This window comes from Paraburkholderia jirisanensis (assembly GCF_054782355.1).
Genome location: NZ_BAAGSQ010000021.1, coordinates 26490 through 51314 on the forward strand (window position 1 = coordinate 26490; position 24825 = coordinate 51314).

The following is a 24825-nucleotide window of genomic DNA, read 5'->3' on the forward strand; positions in this document are numbered from 1 at the left end:
GCGGGCAGAACGGAAATGATGTGACGGTGAGCGTTAAAGCATGCGCGGCAGCGGTGTCGCGCCGCGCGTAGCAATCAGAACGGCGGTTGGTCGAGATCGAGTGATGCTTCGTCGAACGCGGCACCGCCCTGCTGCGACGACATGACCACCACCGCATTCGCCGGCACCTCGCCTTGCAGGCCAAGCCGCAGATGCGCTTCTCGCACCGGCGCGAACGTGCGCCGATGATGCAGACACGGGCCGTGCTCGCGCAGCGCCAGCAGGTGCTGCGGCGTGCCATAGCCGGCGTGCGCATCGAAGCCGTACACCGGGAAGTCCTGATGCAACTGCAGCAGCATCCGGTCGCGCGTGACCTTTGCGAGAATCGACGCGGCGGAAATGCACGGCACCAGCGCGTCGCCGCTGACGATCGCCTCGCTGCGAATGCTCAAGGTCGGGCAGCGGTTGCCATCGATCTTCGCGAGCGTCGGCACGACCGATAGCCCTTCCACTGCACGCCGCATCGCGAGCATCGTCGCGTGCAGGATATTCAGCGTGTCGATCTCTTCGACCGACGCGGACGCGACGCAATAGGCGAGCGATCGCTCGACGATCTTGTCGTACAGCTCTTCGCGTTTCTTCGCGGACAGCACCTTCGAATCGTCGAGGCCGCGAATGCGGCGCTTCGGATTCAGGATCACCGCGGCGGCCACCACCGGCCCGGCAAGCGGGCCGCGGCCCGCTTCGTCGACACCGCAGATGATATCGACCGGAGATTCGAAATTGAAACCCGGCTGCATGGCTTCGGGCTCGATAGCTCCGGACTGCCCGGTTTCCGGCGATGCGACGACCACTGCCACAGCCTTCTTCGTACGGCGCGGCACGCGCGGCGTATCGCTCATCGGCGCACCCGGCGCGTTTCAACCACCTGCGCGACCGCCTCCGACGCCTTTTCCGCTGTGTTCTGCCTTAGCACGTGGTGCATTTCCGTGAAAATTTCCGTCAGCGTGCGCCGGTTTGCGTCGTCGCGCAACTGGGTCAACGTCGCATCGGCGAGCGCCTGCGGCGTCGCGAAGTGCTGCAGGATTTCGGGCACCACGAAGCGCCCCGCCAGGATGTTCGGCAAGCCGACATACGGCAGATAGCCCTGGCGACGCATGATCTGTCCGGTCAGCCAGGGCACCTTGTACGAGATCACCATCGGTTTTTTCAGCAGCGCCGCCTCGAGCGTCACCGTGCCGCTCTTGACGAGCACCGCATCGGCCGCGGTCATCGCGAGTTGCGCATTGCCGTCGGTGACGGTCAGCGCGAGCTTCGGATGGGCTTCGAGCAAGGGCTTGAGCTGCTCGCGCAACGCAGGCGTCGCCGCCGGCATCACGAAACGCACGCCGGGCTCGCGTTGCTGCATCAGGTCCATTGCCGCGAAGAAGGTCGGGCCGATCAGCTCGATTTCCGAGCGCCGGCTGCCCGGCAGCACTGCGATCAGCGCGCCGCTATCGTGCAAGCCGAGCGCGCGGCGAGCGCCGGCCACGTCGGGTTCGAGCGGAATTTCATCGGCCAGCGGATGGCCGACGTAGGTCGCCGCCACACCGGCCTTTTCGAGCAGCGGCTTTTCGAACGGGAACACACACAGCATGTGGTCGACCGCTTTGACGATCTTCTTGATGCGCCCGCCACGCCACGCCCAGATCGACGGACACACCAGGTGCACGGTCGGAATGCCCGCCTCGCGCAGCGCATGTTCGAGGCCGAAATTGAAATCGGGCGCGTCGACACCGATGAACGCTTCAGGCGGATCGGCCAGCAGCTGGCGCTTCAGCTCATTGCGGATGCCGAGAATCTCGGGAATATGCCGCAGCGCCTCAACGTAGCCGCGCACGGTGAGCTTTTCCATCGGGAAATGCGCGTCGAAGCCGTGCGCGATCATGCGCGGGCCGCCGATACCGTAGGTGCGTGCGTCGGGCAAGCGCGCAGCGAGCCCGCCCAGCAGCGACGCGCCGAGCAGATCGCCGGACGGTTCGCCGGCCACCAGCGCCAGCCGCGTATGACCCGAATGTAGCGACATCGCGCGCTTAACGGATGATGCCGCGCTGCGACGCTTCGACGAAGTCGACCAGCGCGCGCACCGGTTCGTCGCCGTCGCCACCGGCCGAAGCCAGTTCGCGTAGCTGCAGTTTCGCTTCTTCGAGCGACAGGCCGTTCTTGTACAGCAGACGGTACGCGGCACGCAGCGCCGAAATCGCATCCGGCGAAAAACCGCGCCGACGCAAGCCTTCGACGTTGATGCCGTGCGGCTCGGCCTTGTTGCCGGCGGCCATCACGAACGGCGGAATATCCTGCACCACGGCGGATGCGCCGCCGAGGAAAGAATGCGCGCCGATCCGTACGAACTGATGCACGCCGGTCATGCCGCCGACGATCGCGTAATCGCCGATCAGCACGTGCCCGGCCATCTGCGCGTTGCTCGACAGGATCACGTTGTTGCTGATCTGGCAGTCGTGGCCGATATGCACGTACGCCATGATCCAGTTGTCGTCGCCAAGCGTCGTCACGCCGGTGTCCTGCACCGTGCCGGTGTGGATCGTCGTGAATTCGCGGATCGTGTTGCGGTTGCCGACCACCAGCCGGGTCGGCTCGCCGTCGTACTTCATGTCCTGCGGCCGGCCACCGACCGATGCATAGTGGCCGATCCGGTTGTCTTCGCCGAGCGTCGTGTGACCTTCGATGACGCTATGCGAACCCACCGTGGTTCGCGCGCCGATCGTCACGTGTGCGCCGACGATGGCGTACGGTCCGATTTCGACCGTGTCGTCGAGCTGTGCACCCGGCTCGATGATCGCAGTAGGATGAATCCTGCTCATGCGCCCTCGCTTCTGATTCAGTTGGCGTTACTGCTGTGCCGCCATTGCGGCACCCTTGCGTCGCGGCGCGCGCAGTGCGGCGCCGGCCTTACCCTTCGTCCGACGTGCGTACCGCGCACATCAGATCGGCTTCCGCGGCGACCGCGCCGTCCACTTCCGCACGTGCCTTGAACTTCCAGATGCCGCGCATATGGCGTTCGAAAGTCACGTTCAGGATCAGCTGGTCGCCCGGTTCGACCACGCGTTTGAAACGCGCGTTGTCGATGCCGACGAACAGGTACAGCGTGTTGTCCGGGTCGTGCGGCTCTTCGGCGAACGTCAGGAGAGCGGCGGTTTGTGCGAGCGCCTCCAGAATCAGCACGCCGGGCATCACCGGGCGCTTCGGGAAATGCCCCACAAAGTACGGCTCGTTGATCGTGACATTCTTCAGCGCCTTGATCGCCTTGTGCGGCTCGAGCTCGAGCACCCGGTCGACCAGCAGGATCGGGTAGCGATGCGGCAGCAGCGTGAGAATCTTGTGAATGTCGAGATTGATTTTTTCGGTGCTCATGGTATTTCGGCTCACGCATCGATGGCGCGACGATAACTGCGGATGCTGGTACAGGTGGAATGGTAACGTGCCGCTGCCGTGTTCCGGCATTTCCGGCGGCGCCTTCATGCTGCGACCGCTGTGTCGCGGCCGCCGCGGCGCTTCTTGCTTGTGCGTCGTGCTCCCTTCTTGTTCGTATGTTGCTCGCTCGTTGCTCGCTGCTGTTCGTTCGTTGCGTGCGGCGTTTCTTGTGTTGCGCTTCTTGTGTTGCGTTCGTATGCGGCGTTACGCGCCGTCGCTACCGGCCTGCTTCTGCGTCGCCACCGCCGCCTCGAGCGCCTTGATGCGATCGCGCATCTTGTCGAGGTTGCGCATCAGCGCAGCGCTGCGATTCCACTCGGCATTTTCGACCGCCGGAAACGCGCTCGTATAAATGCCCGGCTTTGGCAGCGATTTCGACACGCCCGACTTCGCAGTGACGATCACATAGTCGCCCAGCGTCACGTGCCCCGCGACGCCGACCGCGCCGCCCAGCATGCAATGCTTGCCGATCGTCGTGCTGCCCGCAATGCCGACGCAGCCGGCAATCACCGTATACGCGCCGATCTTGCAGTTGTGCGCAATCTGCACGAGGTTGTCGATTTTGACGCCTTCGTCGATCACCGTGTCCGCCATCGCGCCGCGGTCGATCGTCGTGTTCGCGCCGATTTCGACGTCCGGACCGATCTTCACGCCACCGACCTGCGGAATCTTCACCCAGTTGCCGGTACGCGCATCGCCGTCGCCGACGAAATCCGGCGCAAAGCCAAAGCCATCCGAGCCGATCACCGCGCCCGACTGCACGATCGCCCGCTCACCGAGCGAGCAGCCATGGTACACGGTCACGTTCGGGTACAGATGCGAACCGTCGCCGATGCGCGAGCCACGGCCGATAAACACGTTCGCGTCGAGGCGCACGCGCTCGCCGATCACGGCGCCCGCTTCGACCGTCACGTTCGGCCCCAGCACGGCACTCGCCGCGACCTTCGCGGAAGCATCAACCTGCGCGCTCGCATGCACGCCGGGCACGAGCTTCGGCGACGCGAGGTCGATCACGGCCTGCGCGACGCGCGCGAAGTAAGCGTACGGATTCGGCGTGACGATGAAGTTACGTGCGTCGCGCGCGGTGACTTTGGCGAAGTCGTCGGCGGTGATCAGCACGGCGCCTGCCTGGGTCGTTTCAACCTGCGACAGATACTTGGGGTTCGCGAGGAACGCCAGATGTTCCGGCCCGGCCTGGTCCAGCGGCGCCAGATTGCCGACGCGGTGCAAGCGGTCTCCAACAATCTCTCCGCCAAACCGCTTGACGATCTCCTCGAGCGTAAAAGCCATATTCGTGTACTGCTCCTGATTTCGGTTAGCGCCCAGGTTGGCGCTTCGGAGATATCGCGCGCCGTTCTGAACGAACACGCGCGATATCGGCGTGCTGCTTAATTCGAATTATTGTTCGCAAGAGCCTTCAGCACCTGGTCGGTAATATCGATGCGCGGGCTCACGTACACCGCTTCCTGCACGATCAGATCGTAGTGCTGCTGCTCGGCGATCTGCTTGATCACCTTGTTCGCACGATCGAGCACCGCGGCGAGCTCTTCGTTGCGGCGCTGGTTCAGGTCTTCGCGAAACTCGCGCTGCTTGCGCTGGAAATCGCTGTCGAGCTGCGACAGATCGCGCTGCTTTTGCGCGCGATCGGCCGGCGACATCGACGGACCGTTCTTGTCGAGCGCATCGGAGGTGCTCTTCAGACGCTGCGCCATGTCCTGCAGATCCTTGTCGCGCTTTGCGAATTCGGCTTCGAGCTTGGCCTGCGCCGCCTTGGCCGCCGTCGATTCGCGCAGGATGCGGTCCGAGTTGACCGCGGCGATGCGCGCTTCCTGCGCCTGCGCCGCGCCCGTCATGCCCGCGCCGAGGGCCACGGCCAGTGCCAGTGCGCATGCCACACGTTTCGTCGAAATCATACCGGTTAGCAAAGTCATCCTCTCGATACTGTAAGGGCGCTCCGATCCTCCGATCAGAATGCCGTCCCGATCTGGAACTGGAATTTCTGGTACTGGTCGCCTTCGTGCTTCTGCAGCGGGAAGCCCAGGCTCAGCTTCAGCGGGCCGATCGGCGAGATCCACGCGAGACCGACACCGTAACCATAGCGCAAGCCGTTCGAGCCGATCGTCGTGTCGCCGCCCTGACGCGGATCGCCCCACACGTTACCGGCGTCCAGGAAGGTGAACACGCGCAGCGTACGGTCGTAGCCGGTGCCCGGCAGCGGGAAGGTCAGTTCGATATTGCCGACGAACATCTTGTTGCCGCCGACCGGATCGTTCGTGACCTTGTCGCGTGGCCCCAGCGAGCTCGGCTCGAAGCCGCGCACCGAACCGATACCGCCCGCGTAGTAGTTCTTGAAAATCGGGAACGGATTGCCGATACCGTTACCGTAGCCGCCCTGCAGGTTGAAGCCCAGCACGAAGCCGCGCGAGAACGAGTAATAGTACTGCGCCTGCAAATCGGCCTTGTAGTATTGCGTGCCGCCGACCGGCGTGCCGTATTCGGCATTGGCCTGCGTGAAGTAGCCGCGGCTCGGTACCAACGCGCTATCGCGCGCGTCGCGCGACCAGCCGACCGTGAGCGGCACGTTGTTCGACACGCGGCCGAAGTCCTGCACGTAGTTCTTGTAGGTCTGCGGCGTGCTGCCGTCAACGTCGAGCGTGTTCTGCTCGAAACCCACGCCGAAGAACACCGTGTCGACTTCCGAGAACGGGATGCCGAACTTCAGGTCGCCACCGACCGTGACGATGCGGAAGCTCGAATCGGTCGAATAGAACAGCGGCTCGTACGTGCGGTAGTAGACGTCGGTAATGCGCTTGATGCCGTCCACCGTGAAGTACGGGTCAACCTGCGTGACCGTCAACGTGCGGTAGGTCTTCGCGGTATTCACGTTAACCGACAGGCTGGTACCGGAACCGAACACGTTGTCCTGCGATACGCCGGCCGACAGCACCACCTTGTCGGTCGACGAGAAACCAGCACCGAGCGTGATCGCGCCGGTCGGCTTTTCGGCCACTTTCACGTCGACGTCGACCTGGTCGGGCGTGCCTTCGACCGGCACGGTGGTCACATCGACGTCGGTGAAGTAGCCCAGACGGTTGATACGGTCCTTCGACAACGCAAGGCGGTTCGAATCGAACCACGAGCTTTCAAGCTGGCGCATTTCGCGACGCACGACTTCATCGCGCGTACGCGTGTTGCCGACCACGTTGATGCGCCGCACGTAGACGCGGCGGCTCGGATCGACCTGCAGCGTCAGGTCGACCTTGTGATTGACCTGATCGATCTGCGGCAGCGCATTGACGGTGGCGAACGCATAGCCGTATTCGCCGAGCTTGTCGACGATGGCCTTGGTGGTGGCCTGCAGTTTCTCCGCCGAGAAGCGCTCGCCCGGCTTGATCTTGATCAGCTTGCGCAGCTCGGGTTCGCGGTCCAGCAGGTTGCCCGACAGCTTGATCGTCGAGATCGTGTACGGCTCGCCTTCGTGCAGCGTGACCGTCAGGTACATGTCCTTCTTGTCGGGCGTGATCGACACCTGGGTCGACTCGATATTGAACTCGAGATAGCCGCGGTTCAGGTAGTACGAGCGCACGTTTTCGAGGTCGCCCGTGAGCTTTTCCTTCGAATACAGGTCGTTCTTCGTGTACCAGGAGAACCAGTTCGGCGTCGACAGCTGCATTTCGTCGCGCAGCGTGCTGGTGCTGAAAGTCTTGCTGCCGATGAAGTTGATCTGGCGGATCTTCGCGCTCGGGCCTTCAACCACCGAGAACAGCAGGCCGACGCGGTTGCGGTCGATCGGCGTGACGGTGGTGGTGACCTCGGCGGCGTAAAAGCCACGCGTGAGGTACTGGCGCTTCAGTTCCTGCTCGGCCTTGTCGACCAGCGCCTTGTCGTAGTACCGGCCTTGCGACAGGCCGACTGCGCGCAGCGCCTTGATCAGGTTGTCTTTCTCGAATTCGTGAATGCCCGCGAAGTCGATCGTGCCGATTGCCGGACGCTCGACCACCTGCACGATCACGACGCCGCCTTCAGTCGAAATGCGTACGTCGTTGAAGAAGCCCGTTGCGTACAGCGCGCGGATCGCTTCCGATGCCTTGTCGTCGCTGAACGTATCGCCCTGCTTGATCGGCAGGTACGAGAACACGGTACCCGGTTCGACCCGTTGCAGCCCCTCGATCCGAATGTCTTGCACCACGAAAGGTGTCGTCGCGTGGGCGACCAGCCCATGCGCGGCAAACGCCGCGGCTACAACCGTTTTAGGAACAAATCGACGAGGTTTGAACAACGTGCATCCCCAGTGTGTATAGCTGCATCAGGTCCGGCGGTCGTGGCGAACGCCGCCTGGCACTTTAAAAATGGATTAAACGAGCAAGATCGTTGAAAAGCGCGATCGCCGACAACGCGACGATACAGGCCAGACCGGCTCTTTGAAGAACCATCTGCCAGCGGTCGGAGACCGCTTTGCCCGTAACCGCTTCAACCAAATAATATAACAGATGCCCCCCGTCCAATACCGGAATTGGTAAAAGGTTGAGCACACCGAGACTAATACTGACAAGCGCGAGGAACGACAGGAATGCTGATGGACCGAGTCTCGCACTCTTACCGGCATAGTCAGCAATCGTTACGGGGCCTGACAGATTCTTCAGCGAAGCCTCGCCGATGATCATGCGGCCGAACATCCGGATCGAATAAACGCTGAGTTCCCACGTGCGGTTTGCGCCAAGCCGCAGGCTCTCCAGCGGGCCGTAGCGCACGTCGATCGACGGCACTTGCGTGGCGAGTTCGGCACCGATGCGGCCGACGTTCTGGCCGGTCGTTTCGTCGCGCTGCGCGGTGGGCGTCAGCGTGATCGAATGCAGCGTGCCGGGGGCAGTGTTCGATGCGCCGCGCTCCACTTGCAGCGTGATCGGCTGGCCCGCATGCGTCTTGATGTAGGCGATGAAGCTGGTGGCGTTGTCGGCCGGATGGCCGTCGACTGCGCGCAGTTTGTCGCCCGTCGCGAGGCCTGCGCGCTGCGCGGCGCTGCCCGCCTGCACGCCGGCCACCGACAACGCGCCGCCGCCGGGCTCGAAGCCCAGGCGCGACATGAAGTTGTCGTCGACGTCCTTGTCCGACAGGCTCTCGAGGCTCAGCGGGAAGTCGAACATGCCGTTCTTGTCCTTCGCGGACAGCACGACATTGCGATGATCGAACGCGGAGCCGAGCAGCTTCCAGCGCAGGTCGGACCATGAGCGCACCGGTTCGGCTTCGCCGGCATTCGCGTTGCGCACCGCGGTGATGGTTTCGCCGCCTTCGAAGCCGGCCTTCGCGGCCGGCGTGTTAGCCGCCGGGGCTGCGACGACCGCGGCCGGCTCGGTCACACCGGTGGCGAACACCGCACCGAACAGCACGATCGCGAGCAGGAAGTTGGCAATCGGCCCGGCCGCAACGATCGCAAAACGCTTGGCGACCGACTGCCGGTTGAATGCATAACGCAACTCTTCCTTCGGGATCGGCACGCCCTCTTCACGCTCGTCGAGCATCTTCACGTAGCCGCCCAGCGGCAGCCACGCAATCGTCCATTGCGTGCCCGTTTTCTTGCTGACCCATTGCGCAATCGGCTTGCCGAAGCCGATCGAAAAGCGCAGCACCTTCACGCCGCACAGCCGTGCGACGCTATAGTGACCGTACTCGTGTACGACCACCAGCACGCCGATCGCAACTGCGAAGGCGAGCACTTCGGTCAGCAGATTCATAAACGCCTCACTGGATGGCGCGTTCCGTACTGCGCAGGTCGACCAGCGCCGCGGCCGCATGGCGCGCCGCGACGTCGGCTTCGAGCACGTCGTCGAGGCTCGCCGCATCGCGATTGACGAGCGCGTTGAGCACCGCATCGACGATCTCGGCGATCGCCATGAAACCGATGCGCCGCGCAAGGAACGCTTCGACTGCCACTTCGTTGGCCGCGTTGAGCGCCGCGCTGGCGATGCCGCCGGCGGCCATCGCCCTCATCGCGAGCGCCAGACACGGGAAGCGAGCGTAGTCCGGTTTTTCGAACTGCAAGGTGGCGACTTGCGCGAGATCGAGCTGCGCGACGCCGGAATCGATCCGCTCCGGATACGCGAGCGCGTGCGCGATCGGCGTACGCATGTCGGGGTTGCCCAGTTGCGCCAGCACCGATCCGTCCGCATACGACACCATCGAATGGATCACGCTCTGCGGGTGGATCAGCACTTCGATGCGATCGCCGCCGAGACCGAACAGCCAATGCGCCTCGATCACTTCGAGGCCCTTGTTCATCATCGTCGCGGAATCGACCGAGATCTTGCGACCCATCGACCAGTTCGGATGCTTGCAGGCTTCATCCGGCGTGACGTTGACGAGGCTTTGCGGATCGCGCGTCCGGAACGGGCCGCCCGAAGCGGTCAGAATGATCTTCGACACGCCGCCATGCGGCACGGATTCGTGCGGCAGGCATTGGAAAATCGCGTTGTGCTCGCTGTCGACCGGCAGCAGGATCGCGCCATGGTCGCGCACGGCATCCATGAAGATCGCACCGGACATCACCAGCGCTTCCTTGTTGGCGAGCAGGATGCGCTTGCCGGCACGCGCCGCCGCAAGGCTTGGCGCGAGGCCCGCCGCGCCGACGATCGCCGCCACCACGGTGTCGCAGCCGCCGCTCTCCGACACGTCGACGAGCGCCTGCGGGCCGTGCAGCACCTCAGTCTTGCAGCCCGCGGCACGCAGCTTCGCGGCAACCTGCTGCGCCGTCGCCGCATCGCCGACCACCGCCACCTCAGGGTGAAAGCGCAGGCATTGTTCGACGAGCTTGTCGCCGTTGCGGTGCGCGGTCAGCGCAAATACCGAAAAACGCTCGGGATGACGCGCGACCACGTCGAGCGTGCTGTCTCCAATCGAGCCCGTGGAACCGAGCAAGGTCAATCGTTTCTTCATGTCTCTTTCTCTAGCCGAGCAGCAGCATGGCAAGCGGCAGCACGGGCAACAACGCGTCGATGCGGTCCAGCACGCCGCCGTGGCCTGGCAGCAGGCCGCTGGAATCCTTGACGCCAGCCTGGCGTTTCAGCATCGACTCGAACAGGTCGCCCACGATGCTGAATGCCACCAGCAGGGTGAGCGCGATGAGCGTGCGCACCGAACCAAGGTGGTCCAGCAACGCTAAAAACAGGGTCGGCTCGAATGCGCGCGTGGCCGCCGCAATCAGCGCGACCACGATGACCGCGATCCAGCCGCCGACCGCCCCCTCCCAGGTCTTGCCGGGGCTGATGGACGGCGCCAGTTTGTGCTTACCCAACGCCTTCCCGGCGAAGTATGCGCCGATATCGGCCAGCCACACCACCAGCAGAAGCGAAAGCACGAACGCGACGCCGGTCAGGCGCGCGGCCACCAGCGCATGCCAGCAGGCCGTGAAAACGACGAGGCCGGCCGCCAGCAGGAACACCCGCCAGCCTCCGGCCGCCAGCACCGGCTTGCGCAGCAGCACGAACGGGCCGACCAGCACCCAGAAGATCGCGGCGGCCTCGAACAGCGGCCGCGGCGCGACCAGACCGATGCCGAGCTTCGTGCTCGCGACCAGCGCCAGCGCCGCGACCACCGCATACACGATCGGGCCGGCGCCCGGCAGTTTCAGGAGCCGCGCCCATTCCCACGCGGCGAACACGACGACAAACGCGATCAGCGCGCCGAAGCCGCCGATCGGCGCATAGAGCGTGACCGGCAGCAGGATCGCCAGCAGAACGACCGCCGTGATGACACGGGTTTTTAGCATGAAAGCGAGTCGGCGTTTTGCGATTGCGGCTCGAGTTGAGCGCTGGTTCGGCCAAAGCGGCGTTCGCGCCCGCCATACGACGCGATCGCGTGGCTTAGCGAGTTGGCATCGAAATCAGGCCAGAACGTGTCGGTGAAATAGAACTCGGTGTACGCGAGCTGCCACAGCAGGAAGTTGCTGATGCGCTGCTCGCCGCCGGTGCGGATGAACAGATCCGGCTCCGGCGCATAGGCCATTGCCAGATGCTCGCTGAATGCCTCTTCGCTGACCTCATCGGTGCGCCCGGTGCGCGCCGCTTCTTCGACCAGCTTGCGGGTGGCCTGCATGATGTCCCAGCGGCCGCCATAGTTCGCGGCGATGGTCAGCGTCAGGCGCGTATTGCGCGCGGTCTTGGTTTCGGCGCGGCGAATCAGATCCTGGATACGCCGGTCGAATGCAGCCAGGTCGCCGACCACCCGCAGCCGGATGCCATTCGCATGCAGCTTGCCGATTTCGCGTTCGAGCGCGGTGACGAACAGGCGCATCAGAAACGACACTTCGTCTTCCGGACGCCGCCAGTTTTCCGAGCTGAACGCGAACAGCGTCAGATATTGCACGCCGGCCCGCGCGCACGCCTCGACGGTCGCACGCACGGCGTCGACACCGCGCGTATGGCCCGCCACGCGCGGCAGACGGCGCTGCGTCGCCCAACGGCCGTTGCCGTCCATGATGATCGCGATGTGCCGCGGCACAGCTGCGACATCAGGAACGAGAACGGTTGAACTGGTATAAGTCATAGCCGTCGGGAACTCACTCAGCAAATGAACAAAGAAAGACTTGAGGGTGCCGATGCGCCGCATCACACCGTCATGATCTCGCCTTCCTTGATCTGCACGAGTTTGTCGATTTCAGCGACGAACTTGTCCGTGAGCTTTTGCACATCGTCGCTGGCGCGGCGTTCTTCGTCTTCCGAGATTTCCTTGTCCTTGACGAGCTTCTTCAGTTGCTCGTTCGCGTCGCGGCGCAGATTGCGCACCGCGATCTTGGCCGTCTCGCCTTCGCTCTTCACGACCTTCGTCAGTTCGCGGCGGCGTTCTTCGGTGAGTGCGGGCATCGGTACGCGGATCAGGTCGCCCTGCGAGGCCGGGTTCAGACCCAGATCGGATTCGCGGATCGCCTTCTCGACCACCTGGACCATCTTCTTTTCCCACGGCTGCACGCCGATCGTGCGCGCGTCGACCAGCGTCAGGTTCGCGACCTGCGAGATCGGCACCGGCGAGCCGTAGTAATCGACCTGGATATGGTCGAGCAGACCGGTGTGTGCCCGGCCCGTGCGGATTTTCGACAGATCGTTTTTGAACGCGTCGATCGAGCGCAGCATTTTCTGCTCAACGCCCTTTTTGGTGTCAGCCACAGACATGATTAAACCTCCGAACCTTCAAAACGATGCGAGCACGGCCGGCATGCGCATAGCCGCGGCCCGGGCTCGCGCTCGAGCCCATCTTGTATGACAAAGAGTTTACACGTGCACGAGGGTGCCCTCGTCTTCGCCCTGGATGATGCGTTTCAACGCGCCCGCCTTGTTGATCGAAAACACGCGGATCGGCAGCTTCTGGTCGCGGCACAGCGCGAAGGCGGTGGCGTCCATCACCTGCAGATTGCGGCCGATCGCCTCGTCGAAGCTGATCGTCGTATAGCGCGTGGCGGTCGGATCCTTGCGCGGATCGGCCGAATAGACGCCATCTACCTTGGTCGCCTTCAGCACCACTTCGGCACCGACTTCCGAGCCGCGCAGCGCCGCTGCGGTATCGGTCGTGAAGAACGGGTTGCCTGTGCCGGCCGCGAAAATCACGACCCGGCCTTCTTCGAGCTGGCGGATCGCGCGCGGGCGAATGTAAGGTTCGACCACCTGGTCCATGCGCAGCGCCGATTGCACGCGCGCCTCGATGCCCGCGTGACGCATCGCGTCCTGCAGCGCGAGCGCGTTCATCATCGTGGCGAGCATCCCCATGTAGTCGGCCGTTGCGCGGTCCATACCGGCCGCGCCGCCCGCCACACCGCGGAAGATGTTGCCGCCGCCGATCACGACGGCCAGTTGCGTACCGAGCCGCACGACCTCGGCCACGTCCGCCACCATTCTTTCGATCGTCGAGCGATTGATGCCGAAGGCATCGTCGCCCATCAGAGCTTCGCCGGAGAGTTTCAGGAGGACGCGTTTATAGGCAGTGGGCATAGAGATATCCAGATCGCGCAGGTGACAACAACGTGGAACTGTAGGGGTGAAATGCTGATTCGGGCAAGCGTCGCCAAATTGATTGGCCATCAGGACTAGCCATGATGGCTGCCGGGCTTATCCGGCGGCGCTGCCGGCCGTGGCGGCGCAGGCCGCCACGGGTCGAACGGTAAAACTCGGGTGAAGCCTGAAACAGTGCAACACTAAAGCTTGAATACCATTTATTGCTGCTTTGCAGCAGCGACTTGCGCGGCCACTTCGGCAGCGAAGTCGTCTTGACGCTTCTCGATGCCTTCGCCCACCACGAACAGCGCGAACTTCTGCACGCTCGACGATGCGGCCTTCAGCATCTGCTCGATGGTCTGCTTGTCGTTCTTCACGAACGGCTGGTTCAGCAGCGACACTTCCTTCAGGTACTTCTGTACGCTGCCTTCGACCATCTTCGCGACGATTTCAGCCGGCTTGCCCGATTCGGCAGCCTTCTGTTCGGCGATGCTGCGTTCCTTGGCGATCAGATCGGCCGGCACGTCGTCCGACGACAGCGAAACCGGCTTCATCGCGGCGATGTGCATCGCGACGTCCTTGCCGACCTGCTCGTTGGCGCCGGTGTACTCGACCAGCACGCCGATGCGCGTGCCGTGCAGGTACGCAGCCAGCTGGTTCGACGTTTCGAAACGCGCGAAACGGCGGATCGACAGGTTTTCGCCGATCTTGCCGACCAGCGCGAGGCGCACTGCGTCGACCGTCGAGTCGTTCAGCGGCAACGCTGCCAGCGCGGCGACGTCAGCCGGATTCTGCTTGGCGACCAGCTCGGCCACCTGATTCGAGAACGCGATGAAGTCGTCGTTCTTCGAGACGAAATCGGTCTCGCAGTTCAGTTCGACGATCGCGCCGGCGTTACCGCCGATAAACGACGAGATCACGCCTTCAGCCGTCACACGCGACGCAGCCTTACTGGCCTTGTTGCCGAGCTTCACGCGCAGCAGTTCTTCCGCACGCGCCATGTCGCCGTCGGCTTCGGTCAGCGCCTTCTTGCATTCCATCATCGGCGCATCGGTCTTCGCGCGCAGTTCTGCAACCATGCTTGCGGTAATTGCCGCCATCATTCGCTCCTTGAGTGTGTCTTTGACACGCCGCCTCGTGCTAGTGCGCGAGGCGACGGCGGGAATTCGTTGCACGGCGCCATGACGCGCCGCCTTGCCTGAGTTGCCGCTATCGCGACAACTGATACGATTTGTCGCGGCTTAAAAAAAAGGGGCCTCTCGCAAGCCCCCTTTTTTACCGGACACGGGGTGGCGTTACGCTTCCCCGTTGACCTCGACGAACTCGTCGCCGTCGTCACCGCGGGCTGCCTGCACCACTTCGTTGACTGCGTTGGCACGGCCTTCGAGGATCGCGTCGGCCACGCCTTGCGCGTACAGCGAAACCGCCTTGCTCGCGTCGTCGTTGCCCGGGATCACGTAGTCGATGCCTTCCGGCGAGTGGTTCGTATCGACCACTGCGATAACCGGCACGCCCAGCTTGTTCGCTTCGGTCACGGCAATCTTGTGGTAGCCGACGTCGACCACGAAGATCGCATCAGGAATGCCGCCCATGTCTTTCACGCCGCCGATCGACTTTTGCAGCTTGGCGATTTCACGCTCGAACAGCAGCGCTTCTTTCTTGCTCATCTTCTCGAGCTCGCCTGCCTCGACTGCCGTTTCCATGTCCTTCAGGCGCTTGATCGATACTTTCAGCGTCTTGAAGTTGGTCAGCATGCCGCCGAGCCAACGGGCGTTCACGAACGGCATGCCGGCGCGCAGCGCCTCTTCCGCGATCGTGTCACGCGACTGGCGCTTGGTGCCGACGAACAGGATGGTGCCGCGATTCGCTGCCAGTTGACGCACGTACTTCAGCGCGTCGTTGTACATCGGCAGCGTCTTTTCGAGGTTGATGATGTGAATCTTGTTGCGATGACCGAAAATGAACGGGGCCATCTTCGGGTTCCAGAAGCGAGTCTGGTGACCAAAGTGGACACCGGCTTCCAGCATTTGACGCATGGTCGTTGCCATGAAATTCTCCGCGAGGGTTGGGTCTTAAGCCGGCTGCCGTATTCGCCTGCGCCGATTCGCTACCTTCTGCCCGGACACCGCACTGCGCGAAACTGCTGGCGCGGCACGTTGCCACCTGGACTCCAGAGAAAATCGGACGCCGCGAACACCCTGGGTGCGCCGGCTTGCGAGTTAGCCGCTTCCTTGCCCGCTCAGTAGCTCTCAGTACTCGACCAAAATGCTAGACAAATACTAAAAACGGACTTGGGACGCGACTTAGCCAGAGATTATAGCACGCGACTATTGCACCACTCAACCTGCCCGGCGAGCCGGGAAAAGCATGGGCGGCACGGGCCAAAAAAGCCCTGGACGAGCCCAGGACCGGACCCAAGACCGGGCCCACTGCAAGAAGCCCAACGCGGAATCCGAAGCGGAACTCAGGGCGAGCCAACGCAAACTCAAAGCCCGAGGCGGCTCCGATCGCGCGCCGCAAACCCCGTAAAAATCAGCGTCCCCGGCGAGATGGTGCGATAATTCCAGAATAAATCGCATTTCAGGCGCAATTTCCAGGCGCAAATCATGGCTATTACACTCAGAAACGGACACGATCTCGAACAGATGCGTGTCGCCGGCCGGCTGGCGAGCGAGGTGCTCGACTACATCACGCCATTCGTGCAGGCCGGCACCACCACGGGCGAACTCGACCGCCTGTGTCACGAATACATGGTGAACGTGCAAGGCACGGTTCCCGCACCGTTAAACTACCAGCCCCCCGGCTACCCGCCGTATCCGAAATCGGTCTGCACGTCGGTCAACGACGTGATCTGCCACGGCATTCCCGGCGACAAGGTACTCAAAAACGGTGACACGCTCAATATCGACGTCACTGTGATCAAGGAAGGCTTTTACGGCGACACGAGCCGCATGTTCATCGTGGGCGATGGCTCGATCCTCGCGAAGCGCCTCGTGCAGACCACCTACGAATGCATGTGGCTCGGTATCGAGCAGGTGCGCCCCGGCGCGCATCTGGGCGACATCGGCTACGCGATCCAGAAGCATGCGGAAGCGCAAGGCTACAGCGTGGTGCGCGAATACTGCGGCCACGGCATCGGCACGGTATTCCACGACGAGCCGCAGGTGCTTCACTACGGCCGCCCGGGCACCGGCATCGAACTGCAAACCGGCATGATCTTCACGATCGAGCCGATGATCAACGCCGGCCGTCGCGACATCCGCACGATGCCCGACCAGTGGACCGTGAAAACCAAAGACCGCAGCCTGTCCGCGCAATGGGAACACACGATTCTGATCACCGAAACCGGCTATGAAGTGCTGACCGTTTCGGCCGGCACGCCCGCTCGTCCGCAGATCGTGGCCGCGGCCACCGCCTGATTCCATTTCTTTTTGCCGCCCGCCTTTCGCCTATGAGTAGCGTTCCAGTCGCCCATTCCGATGCCACGTCGCTGAAGGCGGACTACAAAGTGGCCAAGAATCCGTTGCTGGAGCGCTTCAAGACCGCATCGAACGTCGATGCGCCGATGCACGCGCTGGCCCGCATCACCGACGAAGCGCTGCGCAACGCGTGGTCGGCGTGCGAACTGTCGGCATCGTTCGCGCTGGTGGCAGTGGGCGGTTACGGGCGCGGCGAGCTCGCACCGCATTCGGACATCGACATTCTGGTACTGCTGCCCGACGCTACGCCACCGGGCAGCGAAGCCTGCGTCGAGAAATTCATCGGTCTCGCGTGGGACCTCGGGCTCGAACTCGGCAGCAGCGTGCGCAGCGTGTCGCAATGCCTCGAGGAAGCCGCCAACGATGTAACGGTGCGCACCTCGCTGCTGGAAGCGCGCCGCATCTGCGGCAGCACCACGCTGTTTGAGACTTTCGCGCTGCGTTATCAGGATGCGCTCGATCCGCGCGCGTTCTTCCAGGCGAAAGTGCTGGAAATGCGTCAGCGCCATGCGAAATTCCAGGACACGCCCTACTCGCTCGAACCGAACGTCAAGGAAAGCCCGGGCGGCCTGCGCGACCTGCAGCTGATCCTGTGGGTGACGCGCGCGGCGGGCTTCGGCAGCAGCTGGCGCGAACTGGAAGCGCGCGGCCTGATCACGAACCGCGAAGCGCGCGAACTGCGCCGCAACGAGGCGTTTCTGAAGACGCTGCGCGCGCGCCTGCACGTGCTCGCCGGGCGCCGCCAGGACATCCTCGTATTCGATCTGCAGACCGCGCTCGCCGAGGGTTTCGGCTACAAGGCGAGCGCCACGCGGCGCGCCAGCGAGCAGCTGATGCGCCGCTACTACTGGGCCGCGAAAGCCGTCACGCAACTCGCGACGATCCTGATCCAGAACATCGAGGCGCAGCTGTTCCCGAGCACGAGCGGCGTGACGCGCGTGATCTCCGAACGCTTCGTCGAGAAACAGGGCATGCTCGAAATCGCCACCGACGACGTTTTCGAGCGCCATCCGAATGCGATCCTCGAGGCGTTCCTGCTGTACGAAGCGACGCCCGGCGTGAAGGGTTTTTCGGCGCGCACGCTGCGCGCGCTGTACAACGCACGCGACAAGATGGACCAGCGCTGGCGCCGCGATCCGGAAAACCGGCGGCTCTTCATGGAGATCCTGAAGGAGCCGCAAGGCATCACACACGCGTTCCGGTTGATGAACCAGACCAGCGTGCTCGGCCGCTACCTGCTGAATTTCCGCCGCATCGTCGGGCAGATGCAGCATGACCTGTATCACGTGTACACGGTCGACCAGCACATCCTGATGGTGCTGCGCAACCTGCGCCGCTTCGCGATCGCCGAGCACGCGCACGAGTACGCGTTCTGCAGCCAGTTGATCTCGAATTTCGAGCGGCCGTGGGTGCTGTACGTCGCGGCGCTGTTTCACGATATTGCGAAGGGCCGTGGCGGCGACCACTCGCAGCTCGGCATGGCCGACGCGCGGCGCTTTTGCCGCGAACACGGCATCGACGCAGACGATAGCGCGCTGGTCGTGTGGCTCGTCGAGCAGCATCTGACGATGAGCCAGGTCGCGCAAAAGCAGGATACGAGCGACCCGGAAGTGATCAAGCGGTTTGCGGAGCGGGTTGGCGACGAGCGGCACCTGACCGCGCTTTATCTGCTAACGGTGGCCGACATTCGCGGCACCAGCCCGAAGGTGTGGAACACGTGGAAAGGCAAGCTGCTCGAAGACCTGTACCGCGTGACGCTGTCGGTGCTGGGCGGCGCGCGGCCCGACACGCATTCGGAAGTGAACACGCGCAAGGAAGAGGCGCTTGCGCTGCTGCGCCTCGAGACGGTGCCCGAATACGCGCACAAGGCGCTGTGGGACAAGCTCGACGTCGGCTATTTCCTGCGCCACGACGCGGCCGACATCGCGTGGCAGACACGCGTGCTGTACCGCCACATCGAAACCGACACGCCGATCGTGCGCGCGCGGCCGTCGCCGATCGGCGAGGCGCTGCAGGTGCTGGTCTACGTGAAGGACCGCCCTGACCTGTTCGCCGGTATCTGTGCGTATTTCGACCGCAACGGGCTGTCGGTGCTCGACGCGCGCGTCAGCACGACGCAGCATGGTTATGCGCTCGACAACTTCATCGTCGCGCATACCGAACAGGACGTGCACTACCGCGACATCGCGAACCTTGTCGAGCAGGAGCTGGCGCACCGGCTCAATGCCGCCGGCACGTTGCTGCCGGAGCCGTCCAAGGGGCGGCTGTCGCGGCTGTCGCGCACCTTCCCGATTACCCCGCGCGTCGACCTCCGGGCCGATGAGCGCGGCCAGTACTACATCCTGTCCGTGTCGGCTAACGACCGGCCAGGCCTTCTTTATTCGATCGCGCGCGTGCTGGCCGAGTACCGGGTCGGCGTCCATGCGGCGCGGATCAATACGCTCGGCGAACGCGTCGAAGACGTGTTTCTGCTCGACGGACAAGGTCTGTCCGACAACCGGCGTCAAATCCAGGTCGAAACGGAGCTGCTGCGCGCGATCGCAGTGTGAGATTTCATGCGAGTCAAGTTAACAGCCAAGCATCCGCGGCCGGCTTCGGCCGACCGTGCCCCGGTCCGTTTCGGAAGTCCGTCGGGACGTAAGCCGGTGCGCAGCGACGCGCCGTCTGCGGCAAAGGGTGGCGGTGCGCGCCCGAACGCGGGGACGGCAAAGGGTGCGGGAGCCGCGCGGCGCGGTGGACCGGGCGAGAGTGGCCCGGCGCGCGGCCCACGTGCGAACGATGGGGGCGCTGGCCGGCCGGTAAAGCGCGCTGATGATGCGCGTGGGCCGCGTGCGCGCAGCGGCGACGATGCGCGTGGATTTCGTCCGCGGGCTGGGGATGATGCACGTGGACCGCGTTCGCGGGATGGCGATGATTCGCGCGGCTTCCGTCCGCGAGCCGGCGATGAGGCACGTGGCGCGCGCCCGCCGCGGTCTGCTGATGACGCGCGTGGCCCGCGTTCGCGGGATGGCGGCGATGCGCGTGGATTCCGGCCGCGTGGCGGTGACGATACACGCGGAGCGCGCCCGCCGCGCGCCGGTGATGATGCACGCGGCCCACGCTCACGCGATGGCGACGATTCACGCGGCTTCCGCCCGCGAGCCGGCGATGATGCACGTGGACCACGCCCGCCGCGATTCGGTGATGACGCTCGTGGCCCCCGTTCGCGAGATGGCGGCGATGCACGCGGCTTCCGGCCGCGAGATGGCGGCGATGCACGTGGACCACGCCCACCGCGGTCCGCTGATGATGCTCGTGGTCCCCGTTCGCGAGATGGCGGCGATGCACGCGGCTTCCGGCCGCGAGATGGCGGCGATGCACGTGGACCACGCCCACCGCGGTCCGCTGATGATGCTCGTGGTCCCCGTTCGCGAGATGGCGGCGATGCTCGAGGTTTCCGGCCGCGAGCCGGCGATGATGCACGTGGACCGCGCCCGCCGCGAGCCGGTGATGACGCTCGTAGCCCCCGCTCACGAGATGGCGGCGAAGCACGCGGATTCCGCCCGCGAGCCGGCGATGATTCTCGTGGACCGCGCCCGCCGCGATTCGGTGATGAGGCTCGTGGTCCACGCACGCGGGATGGCGACGATGCGCGCGGATTCCGCCCGCGAGCCGGGGATGACGCTCGTGGGTCGCGCCCGCCGCGATCCGCTGATGACGCACGTAGCCCCCGTTCGCGGGATGGCGGCGATTCGCGCGGCTTCCGCCCGCGAGCCGGCGACGACACTCGCGGACCGCGCCTAACACGATCTGCTGATGATGCTCGTGGCCCCCGCTCGCGGGATGGCGCCGATTCGCGCGGATTCCGCCCGCGAACCGGCGACGATGCGCGCGGCCCACGCTCTGCACCTGGCGACGATGCCCGCGGATTCCGCCCTCGTGCCGACGCAAGCGGCCCTGCGCGCCGCTCCGCATTCGAGCGCGCGCCGCACGGCGAGCGCTCGACGGATGCGCGCGCGCCGCGCGGCGGCGCCGATGACGGCCAGCGCAAACCTTATGGCGCAGCACGCGGCGCCGATGAAACACGTCGTCCGACCGGTCGCCCTGCTCCGTCGGGCCGTTCAACCGACTCCGACACTTCCCGCGGCGCTCGCGCCGGCGCTGCGCCAGAACGCAAACCGTCGGCCGAGCGCGGCGAGCGCACGTTCGCACGCCCAGTCAAAGGCGACTACGCAGAGCGCCCGCAGCACGACGAACGCGCTGCACGCAGCCCCGCCAAACGCAGCCCGCGCAGCGAAGGCCCGACGCATTCCGCATCACGCGCCGACGCCCGCTCCCACGATCACGCGGACGAAGCACCGTTCCGACCTGCCCGTGATCGTGAAGACGCGCCCGGCTCGCTGCGTCTGTCGAAGCTGATGTCCGAACTCGGCCTGTGCTCGCGACGCGAGGCCGACGAATGGATCGAGAAAGGCTGGGTGCTGGTCGATGGCGAACGCATCGACACGCTCGGCACCAAAGTGCGCCCGGACGCGAACATCGAGATCGACCCAGCCGCGCAAGCGGCGCAAGCGCGCCTCGTGACGATCCTGCTGCACAAGCCGGTCGGCTACGTGTCGGGCCAGGCCGAAGACGGTTATGAGCCTGCCGTCACGCTGTTCACGCCAGCCAACCGCTGGGAAGGCGATCACTCGGAGTTCCAGTTCGCGCCGTCGCAGCTGCGCCAGCTCGCGCCTGCCGGCCGCCTCGACATCGATTCGACCGGCTTGCTGGTGCTGACCCAGGACGGACGCATCGCGAAGCAACTGATCGGCGGCCATTCGGAAGTCGACAAGGAGTATCTGGTGCGCGTCGCGTACGGCGACGTGGAAACCGATGTCGACGCGCAATTTCCGCCCGAAAGCCTCGCGCAACTTCGGCACGGCCTCGAACTCGACGGCGTACCGCTGAAGACCGCGATGGTCAGCTGGCAGAACGGCGAGCAGCTGCGCTTCGTGCTGCGCGAAGGCAAGAAGCGGCAGATTCGCCGGATGTGCGAACTGGTCGGGTTGCGCGTGGTCGGTCTAAAACGCGTGCGGATGGGCAAGGTCACGCTCGGCGCGTTGCCGCAGGGGCAATGGCGTTATCTGTCGGCAGACGAGGCCTTCTAACCGGTCTGATTCCCTGCTGGCGGCGTTCGCGCCAGCACCGCTTCAGAAAAAAGGCCTGCGTTTGATGACGCAGGCCTTTTTGCATGGAACACGCGCCGCGCATCGCATAGGAAAAGCGCGGCACGCGACACGACCGCAGCCGCTGCCCGCGCCTTCAATCGTCGCTACGCGGATCCAGATCCGGAAACAGCACTTCGGTAAAGCCGAACTTCGAAAAGTCGGTAATCCGCATCGGATACAGCTTGCCGATCAGGTGGTCGCATTCGTGCTGCACGACACGCGCGTGAAACCCCTCGGCGACACGGTCGATCGGTTTGCCGAACTGGTCGAAGCCGTGATAGCGGATCATCGAGAAGCGGTTGACGACGCCGCGCAGCCCCGGCACCGACAGACAGCCTTCCCAGCCCTCTTCCATATCCTGCGACACCGGCGTGATGGTCGGATTGATCAGCACCGTTTCGGGCACCGGCGGCGCATCCGGATAGCGTTCGCTATGGCCGAAACCGAAGATCACCACCTGCAGGTCGACGCCGATCTGCGGCGCGGCGAGACCCGCGCCGTTTGCATCGTGCATCGTCTCGAACATGTCCTTGATCAGCTCGTGAAGTTCAGGCGTGTCGAAATGGTCGACGGGTTTGGCAATGCGCAACAGCCGCGGATCGCCCATCTTAAGAATTTCGCGAATCATGTTGTGTGCCCCTCCAGAAGCTTGCGCATACCCTCTTCGTCGAGCACCGGAATGCCGAGTTCCTCAGCTTTCGCGAGCTTGCTGCCCGCTTCCGCGCCAGCCACGACGTAGTCGGTCTTTTTCGATACCGAACCGGCCACTTTGGCGCCGGCCGCCTCGAGCAGTTCTTTCGCCTCGTCGCGCCCCATGCCCGGCAGTGTGCCGGTCAGCACGACCGTCTTGCCGGCCAGCACGCCTTGCGGCGCTCTCGGGGCCGGCGGCCCCTCTTGCCACGTTACCTTACCCGGCGCGCGCAACTGCTCGATAACCGTACGGTTGTGCTCCTCCGCGAAGAACTGATGGATCGCCTCGGCGACCACCGGCCCGACGTCGTTCACTTCGAGCAGTTCCTCGAGCGAGGCGTCCATGATCGGTGTGAGCGAGCCGAAGTGCTTCGCCAGATCTTTGGCGGTCGATTCGCCGACGTGCCGGATGCCGAGTGCATAGATAAAACGCGCGAGCGTGGTGTGCTTCGCCTTTTCGAGCGAATCGATCAGATTCTGCGCGGACTTGTCCGCGAAACGGTCGAGTTCGGCAAGCGTCGAGAAGCCGAGATTGAACAGATCCGCTGGCGTGCGCACGAGGTTCTGCTCGACCAGCTGGTCGATGATCTTTTCACCGAGCCCGTCGATATCGAGCGCACGGCGCTGCGCGAAATGCCACAACGCCTGCTTGCGCTGCGCCGGACAGATCAGGCCGCCCGTGCAGCGCGCGATCGCCTCATCGGGCAGCCGCTCGATCGCGGAGCCGCATACCGGGCACTGCGTCGGCATCACGAATTCTTTCGCATCGGGTGGACGCCGCTCGGCCAGCGCGCCGACCACTTCCGGAATCACATCGCCCGCGCGCCGCACGATGACCGTGTCACCGATGCGGATGTCCTTGCGGCGCACTTCGTCTTCGTTGTGCAGCGTCGCGTTGGTGACCGTCGCGCCGCCGACGAACACCGGCTCGAGCCGCGCAACCGGTGTGATTGCACCGGTGCGGCCGACCTGCACGTCGATCGCGACGAGCCGGGTCAGTGCCTCTTGCGCCGGAAACTTGTGCGCAAGCGCAAAGCGCGGCGCACGCGATACGAAGCCGAGCCGGTCCTGCTCGTCGCGCCGGTTGACCTTGTAGACCACGCCGTCGATGTCGTACGGCAAGCCGTCGCGCTTGTCGCCGACCTTGCGAAAAAACGCCAGCAGCCCGTCGGCGCCGCTCACGACCGCACGCTCGCTGTTCACCGGCAAGCCCATCTCGCTGTACCAGTCGAGCAGCCCGCTATGGGTATCCGGCATCGGGCTGCCTTCGAGCACGCCAATACCGTACGCGAAGAACGACAGCGGCCGTTGCGCGGTGATCTTCGGATCGAGCTGCCGCAGGCTGCCCGCCGCGGCATTGCGCGGGTTCGCGAATTCGCGGTGCTCAGCCTCGCGCTGGCGCGCGTTCAGGCGCTCGAAATCGCGTTTGAACATCAGCACTTCGCCGCGTACGTCGAGCACTTTCGGAAGATTGCTGCCTTTGAGCCTGAGCGGGATCGAGCGGATCGTGCGGACGTTTTCGGTGACGTTCTCGCCGGTCGCGCCGTCGCCGCGCGTGGCCGCCTGCACGAATTTGCCGTCTTCGTAGCGCAATGAAATTGCCAGCCCGTCGAACTTCAGCTCGCACGCGTATTCGACCGGAGAGACGCCAAGGGTATCGGCGACGCGCTTGTCGAATGCGGCGATGTCTTCATCTGCGAAGCCGTTGTTCAGCGACAGCATCGGCAGGTCGTGTACGACCGGCTCGAAGCCGTTTGCCACTTCGCCGCCGACGCGCTGCGTAGGCGAATCGGGCGTGATCAGATCGGGATGCTCGGTTTCGACCTGCTGCAGCTCCTTGAACAGCTTGTCGTACTCCGCATCGGGCAGTTCCGGCTGGTCGAGCACGTAGTACGCGTAGTTCGCGCGTTCGAGCTGCTCGCGCAGCCACAGCGCACGCCCGGACGGCGTGGTCGCGGCGGTGCCGGAGGCGGGACGGGAGGCTTGGGTTCGGGCCATGCTGGGAGCAGTTTCGCGGATAAGGTTCAGACGCCAGATTAT

General features: G+C 64.3%; 19 protein-coding genes and 2 pseudogenes. 4 read left to right on the forward strand and 17 right to left on the reverse strand.

From position 1 onward, the window contains the following. Positions 1 to 74: 74 nt before the first annotated feature. The 15 genes from rnhB to rpsB all read right to left on the reverse strand — a co-directional run bounded on the left by rnhB (position 75) and on the right by rpsB (position 15475). Positions 75 to 779, reverse strand: coding sequence for a ribonuclease HII (gene rnhB / locus ACYVNQ_RS09385; protein WP_460902677.1), 705 nt, complete (start codon positions 777 to 779; stop codon positions 75 to 77). Between the two features lie 98 nt (positions 780 to 877). Then, a complete protein-coding gene (lpxB, locus tag ACYVNQ_RS09390; RefSeq protein WP_460902216.1) occupies positions 878 to 2044 on the reverse strand; it encodes a lipid-A-disaccharide synthase in 1167 nt (388 codons plus the stop codon). Between the two features lie 7 nt (positions 2045 to 2051). Then, positions 2052 to 2840, reverse strand: a complete 789-nt coding sequence (lpxA, locus tag ACYVNQ_RS09395; protein ID WP_460902217.1) for an acyl-ACP--UDP-N-acetylglucosamine O-acyltransferase — start codon at positions 2838 to 2840, stop codon at positions 2052 to 2054. Between the two features lie 88 nt (positions 2841 to 2928). Then, positions 2929 to 3390 carry a 3-hydroxyacyl-ACP dehydratase FabZ gene (gene fabZ / locus ACYVNQ_RS09400; RefSeq protein WP_460902218.1) on the reverse strand — a complete coding sequence of 154 codons (462 nt, stop codon included), beginning with the start codon at positions 3388 to 3390 and terminating at the stop codon, positions 2929 to 2931. Positions 3391 to 3654: 264 nt separating this feature from the next. After that, positions 3655 to 4740, reverse strand: coding sequence for a UDP-3-O-(3-hydroxymyristoyl)glucosamine N-acyltransferase (lpxD, locus tag ACYVNQ_RS09405; RefSeq protein ID WP_460902219.1), 1086 nt, complete (start codon positions 4738 to 4740; stop codon positions 3655 to 3657). Between the two features lie 98 nt (positions 4741 to 4838). Next, entirely contained in the window at positions 4839 to 5381 is a 543-nt protein-coding gene (locus ACYVNQ_RS09410; RefSeq protein WP_460902220.1) for an OmpH/Skp family outer membrane protein, read from the reverse strand. A gap of 35 nt (positions 5382 to 5416) precedes the next feature. After that, on the reverse strand, positions 5417 to 7729 hold the full coding sequence (bamA, locus tag ACYVNQ_RS09415) for an outer membrane protein assembly factor BamA (RefSeq protein WP_460902221.1): 2313 nt from the start codon (positions 7727 to 7729) through the stop codon (positions 5417 to 5419). Between the two features lie 64 nt (positions 7730 to 7793). Next, positions 7794 to 9182, reverse strand: a complete 1389-nt coding sequence (gene rseP, locus ACYVNQ_RS09420; protein ID WP_460902222.1) for an RIP metalloprotease RseP — start codon at positions 9180 to 9182, stop codon at positions 7794 to 7796. A 7-nt stretch (positions 9183 to 9189) separates the two neighbouring features. Further along, positions 9190 to 10380, reverse strand: a complete 1191-nt coding sequence (locus ACYVNQ_RS09425; protein WP_460902223.1) for a 1-deoxy-D-xylulose-5-phosphate reductoisomerase — start codon at positions 10378 to 10380, stop codon at positions 9190 to 9192. Between the two features lie 10 nt (positions 10381 to 10390). Further along, on the reverse strand, positions 10391 to 11212 hold the full coding sequence (locus ACYVNQ_RS09430; protein WP_460902224.1) for a phosphatidate cytidylyltransferase: 822 nt from the start codon (positions 11210 to 11212) through the stop codon (positions 10391 to 10393). After that, the gene (locus ACYVNQ_RS09435) at positions 11206 to 11988 is read right to left on the reverse strand and encodes an isoprenyl transferase (protein ID WP_460902225.1); all 783 of its coding nucleotides are present in this window, start codon (positions 11986 to 11988) and stop codon (positions 11206 to 11208) included. Before ACYVNQ_RS09435 ends, ACYVNQ_RS09430 begins: the two co-directional genes overlap by 7 nt. A 62-nt stretch (positions 11989 to 12050) precedes the next feature. Then, on the reverse strand, positions 12051 to 12611 hold the full coding sequence (gene frr, locus ACYVNQ_RS09440) for a ribosome recycling factor (RefSeq protein WP_460902226.1): 561 nt from the start codon (positions 12609 to 12611) through the stop codon (positions 12051 to 12053). Between the two features lie 99 nt (positions 12612 to 12710). Continuing rightward, positions 12711 to 13424, reverse strand: a complete 714-nt coding sequence (pyrH, locus tag ACYVNQ_RS09445; protein ID WP_460902227.1) for a UMP kinase — start codon at positions 13422 to 13424, stop codon at positions 12711 to 12713. 221 nt (positions 13425 to 13645) lie between these two features. Continuing rightward, a complete protein-coding gene (gene tsf / locus ACYVNQ_RS09450; RefSeq protein ID WP_460902228.1) occupies positions 13646 to 14527 on the reverse strand; it encodes a translation elongation factor Ts in 882 nt (293 codons plus the stop codon). A 195-nt stretch (positions 14528 to 14722) separates the two neighbouring features. Next, positions 14723 to 15475 carry a 30S ribosomal protein S2 gene (gene rpsB / locus ACYVNQ_RS09455; protein ID WP_460902229.1) on the reverse strand — a complete coding sequence of 251 codons (753 nt, stop codon included), beginning with the start codon at positions 15473 to 15475 and terminating at the stop codon, positions 14723 to 14725. A gap of 513 nt (positions 15476 to 15988) precedes the next feature. Here rpsB and map point away from each other — a divergent pair. From map to ACYVNQ_RS09475, 4 genes and pseudogenes are all read left to right on the forward strand, one after another. After that, positions 15989 to 16846, forward strand: a pseudogene (map, locus tag ACYVNQ_RS09460) (type I methionyl aminopeptidase); the annotation flags it as partial. A 32-nt stretch (positions 16847 to 16878) separates the two neighbouring features. Then, positions 16879 to 19455 (forward strand): [protein-PII] uridylyltransferase, encoded by a 2577-nt coding sequence (locus ACYVNQ_RS09465; RefSeq protein WP_460902230.1) that lies wholly within the window; start codon positions 16879 to 16881, stop codon positions 19453 to 19455. A 262-nt stretch (positions 19456 to 19717) separates the two neighbouring features. After that, positions 19718 to 20689, forward strand: a complete 972-nt coding sequence (locus ACYVNQ_RS09470) for a hypothetical protein (protein WP_460902231.1) — start codon at positions 19718 to 19720, stop codon at positions 20687 to 20689. Positions 20690 to 21051: 362 nt separating this feature from the next. After that, a pseudogene (locus ACYVNQ_RS09475) lies at positions 21052 to 22035 on the forward strand (pseudouridine synthase); the annotation flags it as partial. A 154-nt stretch (positions 22036 to 22189) separates the two neighbouring features. On the opposite strand, the gene def reads toward ACYVNQ_RS09475, so the two are convergent. Continuing rightward, positions 22190 to 22723, reverse strand: coding sequence for a peptide deformylase (gene def, locus ACYVNQ_RS09480; RefSeq protein WP_460902232.1), 534 nt, complete (start codon positions 22721 to 22723; stop codon positions 22190 to 22192). Then, positions 22720 to 24783 carry an NAD-dependent DNA ligase LigA gene (gene ligA / locus ACYVNQ_RS09485; RefSeq protein ID WP_460902233.1) on the reverse strand — a complete coding sequence of 688 codons (2064 nt, stop codon included), beginning with the start codon at positions 24781 to 24783 and terminating at the stop codon, positions 22720 to 22722. The genes def and ligA overlap by 4 nt, the downstream gene beginning before the upstream one ends. Positions 24784 to 24825: the final 42 nt, after the last annotated feature.

Coding starts and splice junctions, on each gene's coding strand:
- lpxB (WP_460902216.1), bottom strand. CDS start 2,044: ATGTCGCTACATTCGGGTCATACGCGGCTGGCGCTGGTGGCCGGCGAA.
- fabZ (WP_460902218.1), bottom strand. CDS start 3,390: ATGAGCACCGAAAAAATCAATCTCGACATTCACAAGATTCTCACGCTG.
- ACYVNQ_RS09470 (WP_460902231.1), top strand. CDS start 19,718: ATGATGCGCGTGGGCCGCGTGCGCGCAGCGGCGACGATGCGCGTGGAT.
- ACYVNQ_RS09410 (WP_460902220.1), bottom strand. CDS start 5,381: ATGACTTTGCTAACCGGTATGATTTCGACGAAACGTGTGGCATGCGCA.
- rpsB (WP_460902229.1), bottom strand. CDS start 15,475: ATGGCAACGACCATGCGTCAAATGCTGGAAGCCGGTGTCCACTTTGGT.
- pyrH (WP_460902227.1), bottom strand. CDS start 13,424: ATGCCCACTGCCTATAAACGCGTCCTCCTGAAACTCTCCGGCGAAGCT.
- frr (WP_460902226.1), bottom strand. CDS start 12,611: ATGTCTGTGGCTGACACCAAAAAGGGCGTTGAGCAGAAAATGCTGCGC.
- ACYVNQ_RS09435 (WP_460902225.1), bottom strand. CDS start 11,988: ATGACTTATACCAGTTCAACCGTTCTCGTTCCTGATGTCGCAGCTGTG.
- ACYVNQ_RS09425 (WP_460902223.1), bottom strand. CDS start 10,380: ATGAAGAAACGATTGACCTTGCTCGGTTCCACGGGCTCGATTGGAGAC.
- rseP (WP_460902222.1), bottom strand. CDS start 9,182: ATGAATCTGCTGACCGAAGTGCTCGCCTTCGCAGTTGCGATCGGCGTG.
- lpxD (WP_460902219.1), bottom strand. CDS start 4,740: ATGGCTTTTACGCTCGAGGAGATCGTCAAGCGGTTTGGCGGAGAGATT.
- tsf (WP_460902228.1), bottom strand. CDS start 14,527: ATGGCGGCAATTACCGCAAGCATGGTTGCAGAACTGCGCGCGAAGACC.
- ACYVNQ_RS09465 (WP_460902230.1), top strand. CDS start 16,879: ATGAGTAGCGTTCCAGTCGCCCATTCCGATGCCACGTCGCTGAAGGCG.
- ligA (WP_460902233.1), bottom strand. CDS start 24,783: ATGGCCCGAACCCAAGCCTCCCGTCCCGCCTCCGGCACCGCCGCGACC.
- ACYVNQ_RS09430 (WP_460902224.1), bottom strand. CDS start 11,212: ATGCTAAAAACCCGTGTCATCACGGCGGTCGTTCTGCTGGCGATCCTG.
- rnhB (WP_460902677.1), bottom strand. CDS start 779: ATGCAGCCGGGTTTCAATTTCGAATCTCCGGTCGATATCATCTGCGGT.
- def (WP_460902232.1), bottom strand. CDS start 22,723: ATGATTCGCGAAATTCTTAAGATGGGCGATCCGCGGCTGTTGCGCATT.
- lpxA (WP_460902217.1), bottom strand. CDS start 2,840: ATGAGCAGGATTCATCCTACTGCGATCATCGAGCCGGGTGCACAGCTC.